Source organism: Bradyrhizobium sp., assembly GCF_016213215.1.
Classification (GTDB): domain Bacteria; phylum Pseudomonadota; class Alphaproteobacteria; order Rhizobiales; family Xanthobacteraceae; genus Bradyrhizobium.
This window is the reverse complement of sequence record NZ_JACRAW010000019.1, coordinates 16,360-31,734: the sequence shown is the minus strand read 5'-3', so window position 1 is coordinate 31,734 and position 15,375 is coordinate 16,360. Positions and strand designations below refer to the sequence as shown.

The 15,375-nt window shown below is 64.4% G+C and carries 18 protein-coding genes; 6 read left to right on the top strand and 12 right to left on the bottom strand.

The window, feature by feature from the left end; translation table 11 throughout:
- Positions 1 to 12: 12 nt before the first annotated feature.
- Positions 13 to 1,173: an acyl-CoA dehydrogenase family protein gene (locus HY852_RS04570; RefSeq protein ID WP_291602966.1), complete on the bottom strand. Its 1,161-nt coding sequence runs from the start codon at positions 1,171 to 1,173 to the stop codon at positions 13 to 15.
- A gap of 38 nt (positions 1,174 to 1,211) precedes the next feature.
- The gene (locus HY852_RS04565; protein WP_291602965.1) at positions 1,212 to 2,276 is read right to left on the bottom strand and encodes an acyl-CoA dehydrogenase family protein; all 1,065 of its coding nucleotides are present in this window, start codon (positions 2,274 to 2,276) and stop codon (positions 1,212 to 1,214) included.
- A gap of 272 nt (positions 2,277 to 2,548) precedes the next feature.
- Between HY852_RS04565 and HY852_RS04560 the strand changes: the two genes are divergently transcribed.
- Positions 2,549 to 3,331 carry an SDR family oxidoreductase gene (locus HY852_RS04560; RefSeq protein ID WP_291602964.1) on the top strand — a complete coding sequence of 261 codons (783 nt, stop codon included), beginning with the start codon at positions 2,549 to 2,551 and terminating at the stop codon, positions 3,329 to 3,331.
- Between the two features lie 313 nt (positions 3,332 to 3,644).
- On the opposite strand, the gene HY852_RS04555 is transcribed toward HY852_RS04560, so the two are convergent.
- From HY852_RS04555 to HY852_RS04545, 3 genes are all read right to left on the bottom strand, one after another.
- A complete protein-coding gene (locus HY852_RS04555; protein WP_291602963.1) occupies positions 3,645 to 4,154 on the bottom strand; it encodes a hypothetical protein in 510 nt (169 codons plus the stop codon).
- Between the two features lie 11 nt (positions 4,155 to 4,165).
- The gene (locus tag HY852_RS04550; protein WP_291602962.1) at positions 4,166 to 4,630 is read right to left on the bottom strand and encodes a TspO/MBR family protein; all 465 of its coding nucleotides are present in this window, start codon (positions 4,628 to 4,630) and stop codon (positions 4,166 to 4,168) included.
- A gap of 170 nt (positions 4,631 to 4,800) precedes the next feature.
- Positions 4,801 to 5,304 carry a fasciclin domain-containing protein gene (locus HY852_RS04545; RefSeq protein ID WP_291602961.1) on the bottom strand — a complete coding sequence of 168 codons (504 nt, stop codon included), beginning with the start codon at positions 5,302 to 5,304 and terminating at the stop codon, positions 4,801 to 4,803.
- 203 nt (positions 5,305 to 5,507) lie between these two features.
- On the opposite strand from HY852_RS04545, the gene HY852_RS04540 reads away from it, so the two are divergent.
- Complete coding sequence (locus HY852_RS04540) at positions 5,508 to 6,107, top strand: cupin domain-containing protein (RefSeq protein ID WP_291602960.1); 600 nt, start codon at positions 5,508 to 5,510, stop codon at positions 6,105 to 6,107.
- 331 nt (positions 6,108 to 6,438) lie between these two features.
- Here the strand turns inward: HY852_RS04540 and HY852_RS04535 are convergent, their stop codons facing one another.
- Positions 6,439 to 6,705, bottom strand: coding sequence for a GlsB/YeaQ/YmgE family stress response membrane protein (locus HY852_RS04535; protein ID WP_291602959.1), 267 nt, complete (start codon positions 6,703 to 6,705; stop codon positions 6,439 to 6,441).
- Between the two features lie 42 nt (positions 6,706 to 6,747).
- Complete coding sequence (locus HY852_RS04530) at positions 6,748 to 7,314, bottom strand: YidB family protein (protein ID WP_291602958.1); 567 nt, start codon at positions 7,312 to 7,314, stop codon at positions 6,748 to 6,750.
- A gap of 204 nt (positions 7,315 to 7,518) precedes the next feature.
- Between HY852_RS04530 and HY852_RS04525 the strand changes: the two genes are divergently transcribed.
- On the top strand, positions 7,519 to 7,734 hold the full coding sequence (locus tag HY852_RS04525) for a hypothetical protein (RefSeq protein ID WP_291602957.1): 216 nt from the start codon (positions 7,519 to 7,521) through the stop codon (positions 7,732 to 7,734).
- Positions 7,734 to 8,171: a CAP domain-containing protein gene (locus HY852_RS04520; RefSeq protein WP_291602955.1), complete on the top strand. Its 438-nt coding sequence runs from the start codon at positions 7,734 to 7,736 to the stop codon at positions 8,169 to 8,171. The genes HY852_RS04525 and HY852_RS04520 overlap by 1 nt, the downstream gene beginning before the upstream one ends.
- Before the next feature lie 134 nt (positions 8,172 to 8,305).
- Here HY852_RS04520 and HY852_RS04515 read toward each other — a convergent pair whose 3' ends face one another.
- Both HY852_RS04515 and HY852_RS04510 read right to left on the bottom strand, forming a co-directional pair.
- Positions 8,306 to 8,941 carry a hypothetical protein gene (locus HY852_RS04515; RefSeq protein WP_291602954.1) on the bottom strand — a complete coding sequence of 212 codons (636 nt, stop codon included), beginning with the start codon at positions 8,939 to 8,941 and terminating at the stop codon, positions 8,306 to 8,308.
- Between the two features lie 517 nt (positions 8,942 to 9,458).
- Entirely contained in the window at positions 9,459 to 10,616 is a 1,158-nt protein-coding gene (locus HY852_RS04510) for an acyl-CoA dehydrogenase family protein (protein ID WP_291602952.1), read from the bottom strand.
- 218 nt (positions 10,617 to 10,834) lie between these two features.
- Here HY852_RS04510 and HY852_RS04505 point away from each other — a divergent pair, with 218 nt between their 5' ends.
- Positions 10,835 to 11,539 (top strand): helix-turn-helix domain-containing protein, encoded by a 705-nt coding sequence (locus tag HY852_RS04505; RefSeq protein ID WP_291602951.1) that lies wholly within the window; start codon positions 10,835 to 10,837, stop codon positions 11,537 to 11,539.
- Positions 11,540 to 12,542: 1,003 nt separating this feature from the next.
- Positions 12,543 to 12,794: a PilZ domain-containing protein gene (locus HY852_RS04500; RefSeq protein WP_291602950.1), complete on the top strand. Its 252-nt coding sequence runs from the start codon at positions 12,543 to 12,545 to the stop codon at positions 12,792 to 12,794.
- A gap of 55 nt (positions 12,795 to 12,849) precedes the next feature.
- Here HY852_RS04500 and HY852_RS04495 read toward each other — a convergent pair whose 3' ends face one another.
- The 3 genes from HY852_RS04495 to HY852_RS04485 form a co-directional block, all read right to left on the bottom strand.
- The gene (locus HY852_RS04495) at positions 12,850 to 13,575 is read right to left on the bottom strand and encodes an MgtC/SapB family protein (RefSeq protein WP_291602949.1); all 726 of its coding nucleotides are present in this window, start codon (positions 13,573 to 13,575) and stop codon (positions 12,850 to 12,852) included.
- 90 nt (positions 13,576 to 13,665) lie between these two features.
- A complete protein-coding gene (locus HY852_RS04490; RefSeq protein WP_291602948.1) occupies positions 13,666 to 14,088 on the bottom strand; it encodes a hypothetical protein in 423 nt (140 codons plus the stop codon).
- A gap of 123 nt (positions 14,089 to 14,211) precedes the next feature.
- Positions 14,212 to 15,324: an NADH:flavin oxidoreductase/NADH oxidase gene (locus HY852_RS04485; protein ID WP_291602947.1), complete on the bottom strand. Its 1,113-nt coding sequence runs from the start codon at positions 15,322 to 15,324 to the stop codon at positions 14,212 to 14,214.
- Between the last annotated feature and the right edge of the window lie 51 nt (positions 15,325 to 15,375).

The window sequence follows — 15,375 nt, the reverse complement described above, 5'->3', positions numbered from 1 at the left end:
CGAGTGAATGGGTTAGCGCAAGCCGAGCCCGCGGGCGATGATGCCGCGCAGCACTTCGGTGGTGCCGCCCTGGATGGTGAGCTTGGGTGCGGTCTTGATCGCGAACGAGAGCTGGTTTTCCAGCGTCTCGCGGTTGGAGGCATTCTCTTCGACAAAGGCGGCAAGGTCGCGGACCCGGTGCGGCAGCTGCTGCTCCCACACCGTGCCCATGTCCTTGACGATCGAGGCCTCCACCACCGGCTCCTTGCCGGCCTGGAGCATGCCGGCGACCGAGACCGACATGCGCCGCATGGTGTGAAGCTGCGCCACCAGCCGTCCGATGCCCTCGGCGCTGCGCGTATCGGGGGTCGGGCCAACGGCGCGGACGAGTTCGGTGAGCACGTAATAGGTCTCGAGGAACCGTTCCGGGCCAGAGCGTTCAAAGGCGAGTTCGCTGGTCGCCTGCTTCCAGGCGCCGTCGATCTCGCCGAGCACATGGTCGTCGGGGACGAAATAGTCGGTGAACACCACCTCGTTGAATTCGAACTGGCCGGTGATCTGGCCGATCGGATTCACCTGGATGCCGGGCTGCTTCATCTTGACCAGGAACTGGGTCAGGCCGTGGCGGCGGTTCTCCTTGGTCGGCGGCGAGGTGCGGAAGATCGCGATCATGTAGTCGGCGATGTGGGCCGAGGAGGTCCAGATCTTGGTGCCGTTGATCAGGTAGCCGCCGTCGGTCTTGGTCGCCCGCGTCTTTGCCGCGAACAGGTCGGAACCGGAGTTCGGCTCGCTCATGCCGATGGCAAAGCACACCTCGCCGCGGCAGATGCGCGGCAGGATGTCCATCTTGACGTGCTCCGGCGCGTATTTGAGCAGGACCGGGCCGCTCTGCCGGTCGGCGACGAAGAAACGCCGCGTCGGCGCGTTGGCGACGCGCATCTCCTCGGTGACCACGTAACGCTCGAGGAAGGTGCGCTCGTGGCCGCCATATTTCTTCGGCCAGGTCATGCCGATCCAGCCGCGCTCGCCGACGCGGCGGGAGAATTCCGGCGCGTCGGTGTCCTCGCGGTTGGGCTGGTACGGGTCGAAGGTGCCGCGGGCGATTTCCTCGGCCAGGAAGGCGCGCACTTCGCGGCGCAGCTCTTCGCATTTGGGCGGCAGGCGGATCGGATCGAAACGGAGTGCTGCGGTCATGTCAGGTCTCGATTGAGGCAGGCGATCTTGGTTGACGTTCAGCGCGAGGCGACCAGCGGCCACAGCTCGTCGGCGCCGCGCGCGGCGATGCGTTTGCCGAGCTCGACGGCCCAGTAGCTCTCGGAGCCGAAGTCGTCGCGCCATGACAGCGCCCGCAGCGAATAGCGATGCAGGATGTGCTCGATCGTGAAGCCGATCGCGCCATGCACCTGGTGGGCGATCGCGCCGCCCTTCTCGGCGGCTTCCGAGCAGCGGATCTTCGCCGACACCGCTTCGAGGAACATGGCATCGTCCCACGCTTTGGCGTTCGCCAGCGTGTCGGCAGCCGACGTCGCCGCGGCCTGTGCCGCCGCCGACTCGCCGGCGAGCCTTGCCAGGTTGTGCTGCACGGCCTGGAACTTCGAAATCTTCTTCTCGAACGCGACGCGCTCGTTGGAATACTTCACGCTGATGTCGAGCAGCGATTCCAGCGCTCCGGCGATCTGCAGGCTGCGGGTGACGCCACCCATCAGCATCAGGCTGGTCTGGTCGAAGCCCTTTGGCGCCGACTTGATGACAAGCGGCTGCACGCGATCGAAGGTTACGGCATCGCTGTGGTCGCCCCCGAGGTTGAGGCCGGCCTCGATCCGGCAGGCGACTGCCTCGACCAGCGCAATGGAGCAGCCGTTCGTTCCCGTGGCGAGCACCGCGATGTGCCTCGCCGATTTGGCAAAGGGCACGGCGCGCGCCCGGCCCGACAGGGTGCCGTCGGCATTCTGGGTGATGCGGTCCTTGGGGCTGGCCGGCGCCACCGTCATCTCGCCGTCAGGAGAGGGGATCTTCGCCTGCGACAAGAGCCATCCGGCGAGCATGGTCTCGGCCAGCGGCACCGCGACGGCAAAGCGGCCGGCGGCGGCCAGGACGCCAAATCCGTCCGCGAGGCTCGCGCCCGATCCGCCGCAATCCTCCCCGACCCAGGCCAGCGGCAGGCCGGCTTCGCTCAGCGCCTTCCACAGCGGCGCTTTCCAGTCGCCCTTGTTGTCGCGGTTGACTTCCTGCGGGTCGGCGAGATCGGCGAAAATCCTTTCCGCAGTCTCGACGACGATATTGTCACTCTCCGGCACGGCGTTCCTCGTCTTCGAATTGGCACCTTCCGCGCGGCAAAGAACGGGGCGGAGTGCGCCTGTTGTCTTGCACCGGATGATCAGGAAAAGCCATGGCTCTGACAAGCGCTGGTCGCAGGGCCGCTTGCACAAGGCGCGGCCCAGACTCTTCGAAACTCGTCCGTGGCCGTCGCGCGGTACTTTAATTCCACGCAACGGAGTTTGGCCGATTTGCAGCCGTGGCGAACTCCGCTAAACAGGAGGTAGCATGCCATAAAAGAGAGGAAACGCGGATGGCGAAGGACGGCTTGTGCGCAATCGTGACAGGGTCTGCTTCGGGTCTCGGAGCCGCTACCGCGGCCATCCTGGCGAAGGGCGGCGCGAGGCTCGTGATCAACTATTCGTCCAGCCAGAAAGAAGCCGAACAGACCGCGGAAGCTTGCCGCAACGCCGGCGCCGCCGAGGTCGCGGTCGTGCAGGGTGACGTCTCGCGCGACGAGGATTGCCGGAAGATCGTTGCGGCCGCGGCTCCCTGGGGGCGGCTGGACGCGCTGATCAACAATGCCGGCACCACCAAGCACGTCGCGCATGGCAATCTCGACGGCCTGTCGGCGGAGGATTTTCAGCGCCTGTATGGCGTCAACACCATCGGTCCGTTCCAGATGATCCGCGCGGCCCGCAGCCTCCTGGAGGCGGCAGCCAAGGCGTCCGGGCGGGCGTCGGCGGTGGTAAACGTGTCTTCCGTGGCCGGCATCAGCGGCGTCGGCTCCTCGGTGGCCTACGCGGCGAGCAAGGGCGGGCTCAATACCATGACGCTGGCGCTGGCGCGGGCGCTCGCGCCGCTGATCCGCGTCAATGCGGTATGTCCCGGCTATATCGATACACCCTGGTTCACCAAGGGCCGCGGTGAGGAAGGCGCGAAACAGGTCCGCGATATGGTCATCGCCAAGGTGCCGCTGAAGCTCGCTTCCTCAGCCGACGACATCGCGCAGCTGGTGTGTTTCCTGGCGACGCCGGCCTCGAGCAACATGACCGGCGAGCTCGTGCGCATGGATGCCGGAATGCATCTGGGGTGACAAGACGAAGTCGCTCCCTCTGTCTCAGCGTCATGGCCGGGCCTTGTCCGGGCCATCCACGGCTTCCCGCTTGCGGAGAAGGACGTGGATGCCCGGGGACAAGCCCGGACATAACGGAGCGCGCTACCTCTTTCTCGATCATGAGCAGGGCGTGTATCCATAAACGTCGGCTTCCGATGTAAAGCGGCAGTCGCCCCGCTTGGTCGTCATCGACGCTTATGACCCAAAACGGAAGTCGAGCAACAACTCCCGACAATTACCGCGCATAGGTTGAGGTGCCGCCCTGTGCGGGGCGGCAGTGACGACGTGACGTCTAAATTCTACGGCTGTCGTAGGCCCAATGTAACAACGCCTGGCGCTGCCGCGGCCGGCAAGTCGGGTCGCCCGGTTCGCAATGCTTCCTGATTTGTGAGACGTGTCGCCTCATGGCCTTCCAGCGCCCGATCTGTCGCGCGTCCTCCTCAGGCAAGCGCCGGCCTAGGTAGTACCGACAATACCACTGGAACCAGCCGCGCGGATCATTCGGATGTATCCAGCCCTTTCTTCGCCATTCCGACAAGCGTTGGCTCGCGTCCACGCCGAAATAGTTGCAGAGGCAGTCGCGGCCAGAAGGCGAGAGCTTCGCCCGCGCGAACCAACTCGCGGGAAACTCGTCACGACAATCGGTGAGGTATTTGCCGCAGAACACGCCGAGTTCGAGCATCTGCTTGGGCGTCAAATCGGGCCGGAATTGCGGGTCGAAATCGCGCCCGGCCGGCGCAGACAATACATAGCGATAGCCTCTCTGCATTTTATCGCTGACCATCACGATGCGGCGGCGCATCCGGCCTCCAGTCAGTTCAACAGCCAGATTGCGCCGTTCAGAACCGAAGCGAACGCCACCCACGCGGCGTAGGGCGCGAACAGGAGAGATGCAAGCTTATCCTGTCGCCAGGATCTCATGATGAAGCCAATGATCGTGATCAGGAGCAGCACGATTACGCCAAGGGCGATATTGATGCGATGGCCTGAGAAGAAGATGGGCGACCAAACGAAATTCAGAGCGAGCTGTCCCCACCATAGCTTCATTGGTGGGTTGTTGCGGCCCTCTCTCCAAACACGCCACCCAGCGATCGCGATGATGATATAAAGCGTGCTCCAAACCGGGGCAAAGATCCAGTTCGGCGGACTGAAAGGCGGCTTGCTTAGCGCCGCATACCATGCACCGGGGGCGGTAGCGAAACCGATGATAAGGCCGCCACCCAGAACGAGCGCAACAAACAAGACTAAACTGCCGAGTTCGGCCGCGCGCATTTTCATTCGAATGGGTCTTCGTCGCTGTTGTTCGGCAAAAGAATGTCAGTGGTTCTCTTGTCTCGGATGAGCAGCAGCGATCGCATCTCCTGTGGGGGTGCCTTGTCGAGAAGGTGCCGGTCCGCTTTGGAGCAAAGCGGACCGGCGGTCGATCGCTTGTGGGGATATATGGCCGATCAGCTCTGGGGCGGCAGGATGACCTTGTCGATGACGTGAATGATTCCGTTCGAGGCCGTGGTATCAGCTTTTACGACGGTGGCGTCGTTGATCGTCACCTTGCCTCCTTTGGTCGTGACCTTCACCATTGCGCCGTTGACGGTCTTGGCCTGGTCCAGCTTAGTTACCTGCTCAGCTTTCACCGCGCCCGGCACCACGTGGTAGGTGAGGATGGCCGTCAGCTTCGCTTTGTTCTCGGGCTTCAGCAGGCTCTCCACCGTGCCGGCCGGCAACTTGGCAAATGCCTCGTCTGTCGGTGCGAACACCGTGAACGGTCCGGGACCTTTCAGGGTAGCAACCAGATCCGCCGCCTTGAGCGCCGCCGCCAGCGTCTTGAACTGGCCGGCACCGACCGCCGTGTCGACAATGTCCTGATTGCTGGCGCGCGCGAAAGTGCCGCTGATCGCCAAACCTACCACGGCCAGAACGACCGCGGTCTTCGACGCAATACCTACTCTGCTCATCTTTAGCTCCTGTGACTTGATGGGGCCGGCTTGGCCCGCGTTCCGGCTTCGAGGAAGGGGAGAACGTGTTTTGCCTCGCGCCTTTTTGAATGGTACTAAAACTGATTTTCTTCAAGAGCACGTTGACGTGATATGAAAAGTCGTTTTCGTAGAGAGAAAAACACTCCCCGTCTTTGAACTGGGATGAAAATGAGACCGGAACCATGCTGTCGGAGACGTTGATTACGGCCCTTGAGGGCTATGCCATCGGCCCGAAGATCCGCCGGCTGCGGCTGCGCAAAAAGCTGGGGCTGGTCCAGCTAAGCGAGCACACCGGTCTCTCACCGGCGATGCTGTCGAAAATTGAACGCGGGCATCTGTTTCCGACGCTACCGACCTTGTTGCGGATCGCTTTGGTGTTCGGCGTCGGGCTCGATCACTTTTTCAGAGAGGACAGCGACCGGCCGGTTCACGCCGTGGTGCGCAAGGCGGACCGCATTCGTCTTCCGGAGAAGGCGGGACGGACTTCGCCCGCCTACCGCTTCGAGTCGCTCGACTATCCGGTCAGCGACCGCAAGCTCAACGGCTATTACGTTGAGTTTGGGGAGGAAGACGAGCAGTCGGAGCCGCACGAGCATCCCGGCGCGGAGATCATCTACGTTTTGGATGGCGAGCTCGTCGTGAACCTGGAGGGAGAGGACTTCACGCTCGGCCAGGGCGACTCGATGTATTTCGATTGCGCTCATCCGCACAGTTACCGCCGTAAAGGGGCGTTGCTATGCGCGGCCATTATCGTGGTGACGGCGGAATCAGCTTCAGCGTGACCGAGATCGCGAGACAATCCCTAGAGGAACAGGAACCATCCCCGCTCAAGCTCGCAAACGGAGCTTGGGCGACGTTCATGAATGTCTGAAGCAGTTTGAAGCCGGCGATGGCTTCACAACGAGCTTCAAGTTCATAATTGGGTCGGGTGCCAAACCAATATAGATGACCGACCAAGATCGTCTACGTCCGGCTGCGCTGCTGCCAAAGTCTGTTTTCTACGCTCCAGTAGGTCCGCTTGTGGCCAAGGCCGACATGCGCCATGTCGGCTTCAACGTCGCCTTCCGAGAGCAAAGCGGACGTGACGATTTGTGAGTACACGCGCTGGCGCCGTCAGCTCCTGAGGTACCCGCTCGACACCGAGCGGTGCCAGACGAACAGCACCACCACGGCGCCGATGGTGGCGGCGATGAAGCCCGCGCCCTGGTCGGGGCCATAATGGCCGATGGCCTGGCCGATCCAGGTCGCGACAAACGCGCCGGCGATGCCGAGCACCGTGGTCAGGATGAAGCCGTTAGGATTGTTCGGCCCCGGCGCCAGCAGCCGTGCGATGATGCCGGCGATGAAGCCGACCACGATGATGTACAAGATACCGCTCATGGCCGTGGTCCCCTTCCGCAAGAATCAAGGCTTGAGGCGAAATCAGATCCGATCCGATAGCTCCGCTTCAGTGGGCAGCCGTCCCTCGGGTGTCAGGTGATCGACCACTTGCGGCAGAGACTGGCTGAGACCGTTCAGCATTTCGTCGCGCGACAGGCCGCTTTGCCTCGAGAGCTGGTCGAGTTGATCGGCACCGAGGGCGTTGGCGAGGTCGCCAGGTGAGATCGGCTTGTTCGGACCCTTGCCGACCCAGGAATTCGCGGTGTCGCCCTGTCCGCTTTGCTCCAACTGGCGAAGCAGGTCGCCAAGTCCTCCGCTGATGACGCTCCCGGCGGCACCGCCGGCCAGCAGTCCGCCGAGTCCGCCCTTGAGAATATCGCCAAGTCCACCGCCGCTCCCCGTCGAAGGCGAAGGTGCGGGCGCCGGTGCAGGTTGTGGCGCCGTGCCGGACTGGTTGGCGGTGAAGTGCTTGAAGGCCTTCCAGGCCAACAGGCCGAGGATGGCCATGGTGAGCGGCGACATGCCGCCGGAGGATGAGGATTGTGAGCTCGGCGTAGATGGGCCGCGTGGGCCGTGCTGCATGCCGTTGAGGACGTCGAGTAAGCCCATGCTGCTCTCCTGCGCTGGTGTGCCCCGGTTCCGGAACATATTGGTCGGCCATGACGGTTACAAGGCGCCGACCCTCGTCGACCTTGATGGCTTGACGTGCCGCCGTCGCGCCGCATTGTTGCGCTGATCAGACAGGAAGCTGCGGGCACTCCGACGCACGGTCCCGCCGCTTGCGCGTCGATTGCCGCCGGGACGAGGAGCAGAATGATGAGACTTGGTCGCACCACGCTGGTCGCCCTTGCCGTGTTCGCCGGCTGCGCTGCGGCGGCACATGCCGCACCGCCTACCGTCGTCCCGTCGCCGGGCTATGATGCGCGGCTGCAGGAGCAAAGGGCGGCTTCCCACGCCAGGACCACACCGGCCACGCCTGCCAATCCGCCGGTCGTGCACCGCCATGCGAAGCGGAAGAGCAGGCATTGATGCGCGTTGTGAAACTGTTGCCTGCCGTCGTTGTGCTGATGATGAGCCTTGGCTTCGACGGCACGGCGTCGGCGGCCGATTATGCCGGTGCGATCAGCACGTATCGGCGTGCGCACGGACTATCTGTGGTCAAGCCGGACGCGCGGCTCGATGCCGTGGCGCTCAAGCAGGCGCAGGGGATGGCGGCGAGCGGCACCATCAGCCACACCGTCGCCGGCAGCTTTGCGAGCCGGGTTGCTGTCTTGCGCAAGTCGCGTGCGGCCGAGAATATCGGCGCCGGCTTTCTCACCTTCGCCGAGATGCTCAAGCAGTGGCAGGATTCACGCGGTCACCGCGAGAACCTGCTGATGGCCGGTGCCCGTCGCGTCGGGGTCGCCTCCGTGAAGAACCCGAACTCGCCCTATCGAATGTTCTGGGCAATGGTGATCACGGATTGAACTCGGCCGTCATTCAGATCGGGCAAAGCGAAGCGTGCCCACGTGTCGACACGATTCGTGGCGCGGCGGTGGGCACTGCGCTCGCGCGTCTTTGCTCTCCTGCCCGCTTTCGCGGGGAATGACACCGGTGGGGATCAGCCCTTCTTGGCCTTGCTCGAAGAGGAGCTGAACAGCTTCTTCAGATCGTTCAAGCCTTCCGAAAGGCGCGGCCAGTTGCAGGAGAATGAATTCTTGGCGCAGCCCGGCTTGGGACGCGGCCGCGTATCGAGCGTTGTGGTCTGGGTTGCGGTCTGGGGCGTAGCCGCCTGCGGCTTGGCCCGCCGCCCCGGCGGCACCGGCACGCGTTCAGGTTCGGTTCGCAGCGAAACCCGGTGCAGTTGCTCCTGATGCTGCTTTGCAGCGGCCTCGGCCGCGATGTTGTTCTGGCGCTCCTTGGCAAGATAGACCGCGTATTGCTCGTCGATCTTCTTCTGCTCCTCAGGAGTCGGATTGGGTCCCGCGATATCGAAGGTACGATCCTGCAGGAAGTCGTAATAGGTGTAGCCGCCGCCCGGCTTGCGGCGGCCGGCGAACTTGGCGTTGCATTCGGCGAGCGCCGCCGTCTTCTCCTGCTTGCTGGCCGCCTTCTCCGCTGCTTCGGCGCATTCCTCGAAATCGGCGGGCGCACGCTTCCACCATTGCGCCTGCGCGCACGACGGCTGCAGCAGGAAGACTGCAGCAGCCGCGGCAAGCCACAGCGCGGTGGATCGTGATTGAATCACCGATGACATTGACGATAGCCACGTCTCTAAAGGATTTGGCGCACTTTCGCCTATTTCGGCCCGGTTTGTCATCCCGGGAACTCGCGTTTTTACCGCTCCGGAAGCCGATTTTTTGTGCTTGACGTGGCGATCGAGTCACCGCCGCAGCAATCGCTGTTACCTCTAAAGTTCGATTCGGATTGTCGCGAGCGAAGCTGAACCGAAGCTGACAAGTCGGCTGTATGTTCCACTCGCGCTGTCTTCGGTTGCGCACAAGCCCGGACGCGGTCGCTCCCAGGAGGTCGGGCGGCGACAGGTGCTGACGCCGTACGGATTGGCCGCGTCGTTCGAGCTGCCGAGCAGCGCCATGATGATGTGTCAACCATGTCCCCGAACACCCGTCAGTCATGTCCCCGGGCTAAACAGAAGCGAAGCAATCCGGAATGCTTCCGCGGCCACGGGCCGGATTGCTTCGTCGCTTGCCGCGCCCCGCAAAGACGATCAACAGTGGCGGTTGCGCCGTCGCGGGGCGTCGGCGATTCTCTCCTCAGTAGATCCTGTCGACCGGCAATCCGAACGCCATCGCGCCGGCGTATTGCGCCTGCGGACCGGACTGCATCGGATGATAGCGGGCGGCCTGGATGTCGCGGAAGCGCCGCTCCAGACCCGTGGCGCGGTAGAAGCCGGCGCCGCCGGCAAGCTCCATCGCCAATTCGACGGCGGCGATGGCATGACGGGCGACCAGGTTGCGGCCGATCATCACCTCGTTCACCGTTTCCGCCGACGGCGCGTTGCGGCGGACCACGGCCAGCATCGACTCCTGCGCCAGGCGCGCACCGGCAAGCTCGGTGTCCATGCGTCCGGCAAGCTGGATCGCATGCTGATCCGGCTGCTTGCGTCTGGCGGTCGCAAGCGCGATGTCGCGCGCGCTCTCGGCAACGCCGAGATAGACCGAGTAGATCAGCGGGAAGGCGATGGTCGCGATAATCTGGAACAGCGGATGCCATTCGCCGGCCTTGCGACGCGCGGACACCGCGCCCTCGGGCACGACGTGACCGTCGATCATGACGTCGTTCGAGCCGGTCGAACGCATGCCGAGCACGCGCCAGGTGTCGAGGATCTTCACCTGCGGCGATTTCATCGGCACGCCGAAGTGCAGCACGGTGGGCGGCTCGTCCTCCTCTTCCAGCACCGCAGCGGTCATCATGAGGTCGCCCGCCGGCGAGCCCGACGAAAAGACCTTGCGCGCGGTGATGCGATAGCCGCCCTCGACCTTCTCGGCCTTGCCGGAGCCGCCGATCCAGTCCGAGCCGCCGCTCGAGAGCAGGATAATGCGCTCCTGCGCGATCCGCCTGAGCAGCGGTTCGGCGGCGGTCGCCTTCTGGTGCCGCCAGCGCCAGGCGGGAATCGCGACCTGGTGGGTGTGCATCGAGAACGCGAGCGCCGTCGAAGAGCAGTGCCGGGCGAGGGTCCGCAGCATCTCCGCCAGCTCGTCGACATCGGCGCCGCCGCCGCCGAGCTCGACGGGAACGCCGGCCTCGACCAGCCCCGACGCTTTCAAATCGGCGTAGTTCTCGGCGACGAAGCGATCTTCGTCGGTCGTCTGTTCGGCGCGTTTGGCAAACACGGGTCCGAGCTCGCGCGCGATGTCGACCGCACTCGGCGGCGTCGTTGCATCGATGGAAAAGGCTGTGTTGATGCTCATCATTTCCTCCTCATTCGTCATCGTTGATGGGAAAGAGCATAGTCCCGTGCGGTCGCGGCTCTCCAGTTCGGAAACTGTACTGCCGCAGGAACCTGCGCAGCCGGCCCGCGCAAGTCTTCGTGATTGCTGAAGTTTCGGCGCGACGATTTGGCACTGGCATGCGCAGGTGGTATATTTTCTGTACTGCCGCGACGCCTCCTCGAGAAAGGAGCAACCTCGTGCCTGACAAATTCGAAACTGGAACCTACGGACAGTTCTGCCCGGTATCGCTCGCGGCGGAGATCGTCTGCAACCGCTGGACGGCGCTGGTGCTGCGGGAATTGCTGTGCGGTTCGACGCGCTTCAACGACCTGCGCCGCGGTGTGCCGCGAATGTCGCCGTCGCTGCTCTCGAAACGGCTCAAGGAACTCGAAGAGGCGGGCATCGTCAGCGCCACCCCCAGCGCGCAGGCGGGCGTGATGGAGTACAGGCTGACGCCGGCGGGCGAGGACCTGCGCGGCGTCATCGAGAACCTGGGCTTCTGGGGACAACGCTGGATCGAATCATCGCTGTCGCTGAAGAACCTCGATCCGTCGCTGCTGATGTGGGACATGCGGCGCAATCTCAAGCCCAATCCCCTGCCGCCGCGCCGCTGCACCATCAAGTTCATCTATCCGGAGCTGGCGCCCGACCGGCGGTCGTGGTGGCTCGTCGTCGACGGCGTGAAGGTCGATCTCTGCCTGATCGATCCCGGCTACGAGGTCGATCTCTATGTGCGCGGTTCGCTGCGCAGCATGACGGCGGTGTGGATGGGGATCTCCAACCTCAACAGCGAGCTCGACGCCGGCCACATCGAGGTCGACGGCGACAAGGCCATCGCCCGTTCCATGCAGGCGTGGCTGGGCCTGAGCACGTTCGCCAAGGGCGAGCGCAGGGTGAGCTGACGGCCGGCAGCGCGGAATGCGAGGATTGCTGCCGCTCGCTCCCAGAGAGAGAAAGCGTGCCTCGCCGCTGCCAATCACACCTCCCGTCATCCCGGGATGCGTGCGCAGCGCGCCCACTCCACCTCGCCCCGCTCGCGGGGAGAGGTCGGCTCGCATCGCCGGTGAGGGGGGACTCACCGCGCCCGGCGGGCAAATCACTGCGAAACCCGTCAATCCCCCGCCGCAAAAATATTTCGCTTTTTCCGAATCAAAAAGGAGCGTATATGCATTGCCGTCTCATCCCGGCAAGAGGGGCGGGTCGCGATCGTCACGAACGTGGGATGAAGATGCGGTGGACGCGGCAGCGTCGGCGCGAGATGTGAACCACAGGGCGATTTTCGTGAGTGGTTTGCCCCGCGCAGGACGAACGACGTTGTTCTCCATCTTTCCTGACGGCGTGGCGGACGCAAGTCCGGCGAAGCCTTCAGGCGAAGACGGATCGCGTGCGGCAAAACCGTGTGGTCCTGGCTACCGTTGCTGCAGTCAAGTTCCGCAGAGGCGTTTTTGGCCCAACCGGGCGTGAGGCGTCGTCAATCTGCGGAGCGACGGTGACAAAAAGGAATTCGTCGCCGGGGAGAGCACGGCATAAGCCGTAAAGCCACTGCGCAGGGAAGGCCGGGTGTCGTCGGCTGTACCTGTATGCTCGTGTGCAGCTTCTTTTGCGCAATACGCACACGAGACCGCGGGTGCAGCGGGCACCCGGTCTTCCCTGCGCCCTCTTGCACAAGGACTTGCACAAGGAGGGTGATGGAGACAGCAAAGCTCGGGCGCGATCCGTGCCGCGAGAACGCGTCCTCATGCCTTCCGTTGTTTGAAAATCGAATTTCAAGAGCCGGCAGGGCACGTGCAAAGCGTTGCCAAGAGCAGGATCATAACAATTCCTTAAAATTCTTCGGCTCATATTAGCCGCGTGGAAGCGGACCGCCGACATTCTGGCCGGCGCATTTCCATTGGAGCACAGGCCATGGTCGACCATCCTCGTCGCTTTGCCCGCGTCAGGCCGCACGGGCTGGTCTCCAGCAGTGCCTCGATCATCCTCGGCCCGAAGGCGCCCCTGCTCCACTGCACGCTGGTCGACTTTTCCCCCGGCGGGGCCTGCATCGACTTCCGTGGCCATGTGACGATCCCCGATCGCTTCGAGCTGCTGCACGGCAAGACGCGCAAGCGCTGCCGGGTGGTGTGGCGGAAGGGCCCGCGCATGGGCGTCGCGTTCTAGGGCGCGCGAAGCGCTGACCACCCTCTTCTCCAGGGGCGGGTAAGAGGCAGGAGCCTCACGCGCGCGAGGGCGACAGGCGAAACTCGATGACGTCCTGCGCGCTGGAGAGGTCGCGCGCCATCAGCGCGGTCTCGTGATGGCCGTTAGCCTGCAGCACCAGTTCGAAATGGAACTGGCGCCTGGCCTCGCTGTATTCGTAGGACCAGTCGAGGATGGTGAAGCCGTAGGCCTTCATGCATTCGGCAAGCTCTTCCGCGGTCGGCACCATGGTGCGCGGATAGACCAGCGACAGATGCAGCGTGGTCTGATGCGGCAGCCACTTCTCGACGCGGCCGAGAATGGTCATGGCGACGAGCGAGAGCGCAGTGGCGCTGATCGCGGCGCCGTAGAAGCCGACGCCGATGATGACGCCGATCGCCGCCGTCATCCAGATCGAGGCCGCGGTGGAGACGCCGCGGATGGCGAAGCCGTCCTTGATGATGACGCCGGCGCCGAGAAAGCCGATGCCGGTCATGATGCCCTGGATCACGCGGGTCGGATCCGCGGCCGAGGGCGTCGGCGCCATGCCGCCATACCAGTGGGCGGGAAAGCCGTTGATGGCGGTGAGCAGCGTCGAGGCGGCGCAGACCAGCGCGTAGGTGCGCATGCCGGCGGCGCGGCCGTGAAAGGAGCGCTCATAGCCGAGCAGGAGCCCGACGAGGGCCGCGCCGATCAGGTGCAGCAGCAACACGCCGTTCGTGATCAGCTCCGCCTTCGACCAATAGGCCGCCAACAGCTCCATGCGCCCTGCCCGCTCCGGCCCGATCGGGCCGCATCGCTCAACATGGGCAACAAATCGCTAATTTCTGCTTACGGCGGCCGGTGTAGCCCGCTACTTGCGCATCCGCGCCTTGGCGCCGGCGAGGATCTGCATGGCGACGCCGCCGACCCAGCCGAACAGGACGAGCCAGGTCCAGAACATATGCGGCTCCTCGCGCAGCACGATCACGCCGACGGACACGAAAGCGGTGAGCGTTGCCAGGAGGGTGCCGACCGCGCTGAGGAATTCCGCGGCATCGATGCGGGTGTCGCCGGGATCGGCGCTATCCTCGGAGAAGGGAAGCGGCGGCGTGTCGATGCCGAGGTAGAAACCGGCGGCGCCGGCCAGCATCATCGCGAGCAGAAAGCCCTGCGTGGTGAGCGCGTTGATGCTCGAGCCGACATAGGCGCCCACGAACAGTCCGCAGGCCGCCCCGGCCAGCGCAAGGCCCGAACGCTCGAACAGATGGGCGGTCTTCCTGACACGTAACTGCATGGCGTCCCCCGCTTCGTTCCAAGGCGATCAGGTTAGGGCATTTCGCGATGGGGCGAAAGCCAGGTGAATTCCCCGAGGCGGTCGCGGTTCGCCGCGCATTGTTTCGGCCGACGTCAGAGGAAGCTAGCGCGCGCCGAAAGTGGTGGTGCCGAACAGGTCCTTGTGGGTCGAAGGCTGCGAGCGCCAGTATTGCGGCGGGACATCGACATGGCCGCCAAGCTCGGCCGCCGCGTGCCAGGGCCAGCGCGGATCGTAGAGCATGCCGCGGGCGAGCGCGACCATGTCGGCCTTGCCGGAGGCGACGATCTCTTCGGCCTGCGCGGCCTCTGTGATCAGGCCGACCGCGATGGTGGTGACGCCGACCTCGCGCCTGAGGCTTTCCGCGAACGGCACCTGGTAGCCGGGCGCGAGCGCGATTCTTTGTTTCGGCGACACGCCGCCGGAGGAGGCATCGATCCAGTCGACGCCGCGCTTTTTCAACTCGCGGGCGTATTCGATGGTCTGCGCCAGGTCCCAGCCGCCCTCGACCCAGTCCGTCGCGGAGACGCGGACGCCGACCGGCCTGTGATCCGGGAACGCGGCGCGCACCGCCTCGAACACTTCGAGCGGAAAGCGCATGCGGTTCGCCAGGGAGCCGCCATAGGCATCGGTGCGTCGGTTTGCGATCGGGGAGAGAAATTGATGGAGCAGATAGCCGTGGGCGGAATGGATCTCCAGCGCATCGAGCCCGAGCCGTTCGGCGCGCCGGGCGCTGTCGACAAAGGCGTCGCGGATGCGCCTCAGCCCCGCGGCATCGAGCGCGGTCGGCGGCGGCTCGTCCTCCTTGTGCGGGATCGCGCTCGGCGCCTGCGGTTGCCAGCCGCCCTTGTCCGGCGGGATCAGCTGCCCGCCCTCCCAGGGCCGCGCACTGGAAGCCTTGCGGCCGGCATGGGCCAGCTGCATCGCGATCGCCGATTTGGAATGCTTTCGCGCCGAAGCGATGATGGGCCGGAGCGCCGCCTCGCAGGCGTCGTCGTAGAGCCCGAGGCAGCCGGGCGTGATGCGGCCGATGGCTTCCACATGGGTGGCCTCGATGCAGAACATCGCGGCGCCGGACAGCGCCAGCGAATTGATGTGGGTGAAGTGCCAGTCGTTAGCGACGCCGTCGACGGCCGAGTACTGGCACATCGGCGATACCATGATGCGGTTCTTCAGCTTCAGGCCGCGCAATTCGATCGGAGAAAACAGGGCGCTCATGCGAGTTCCGGGGATGAATGCGACAGGGACGAGAAAAGAAGCTTAGTCGGC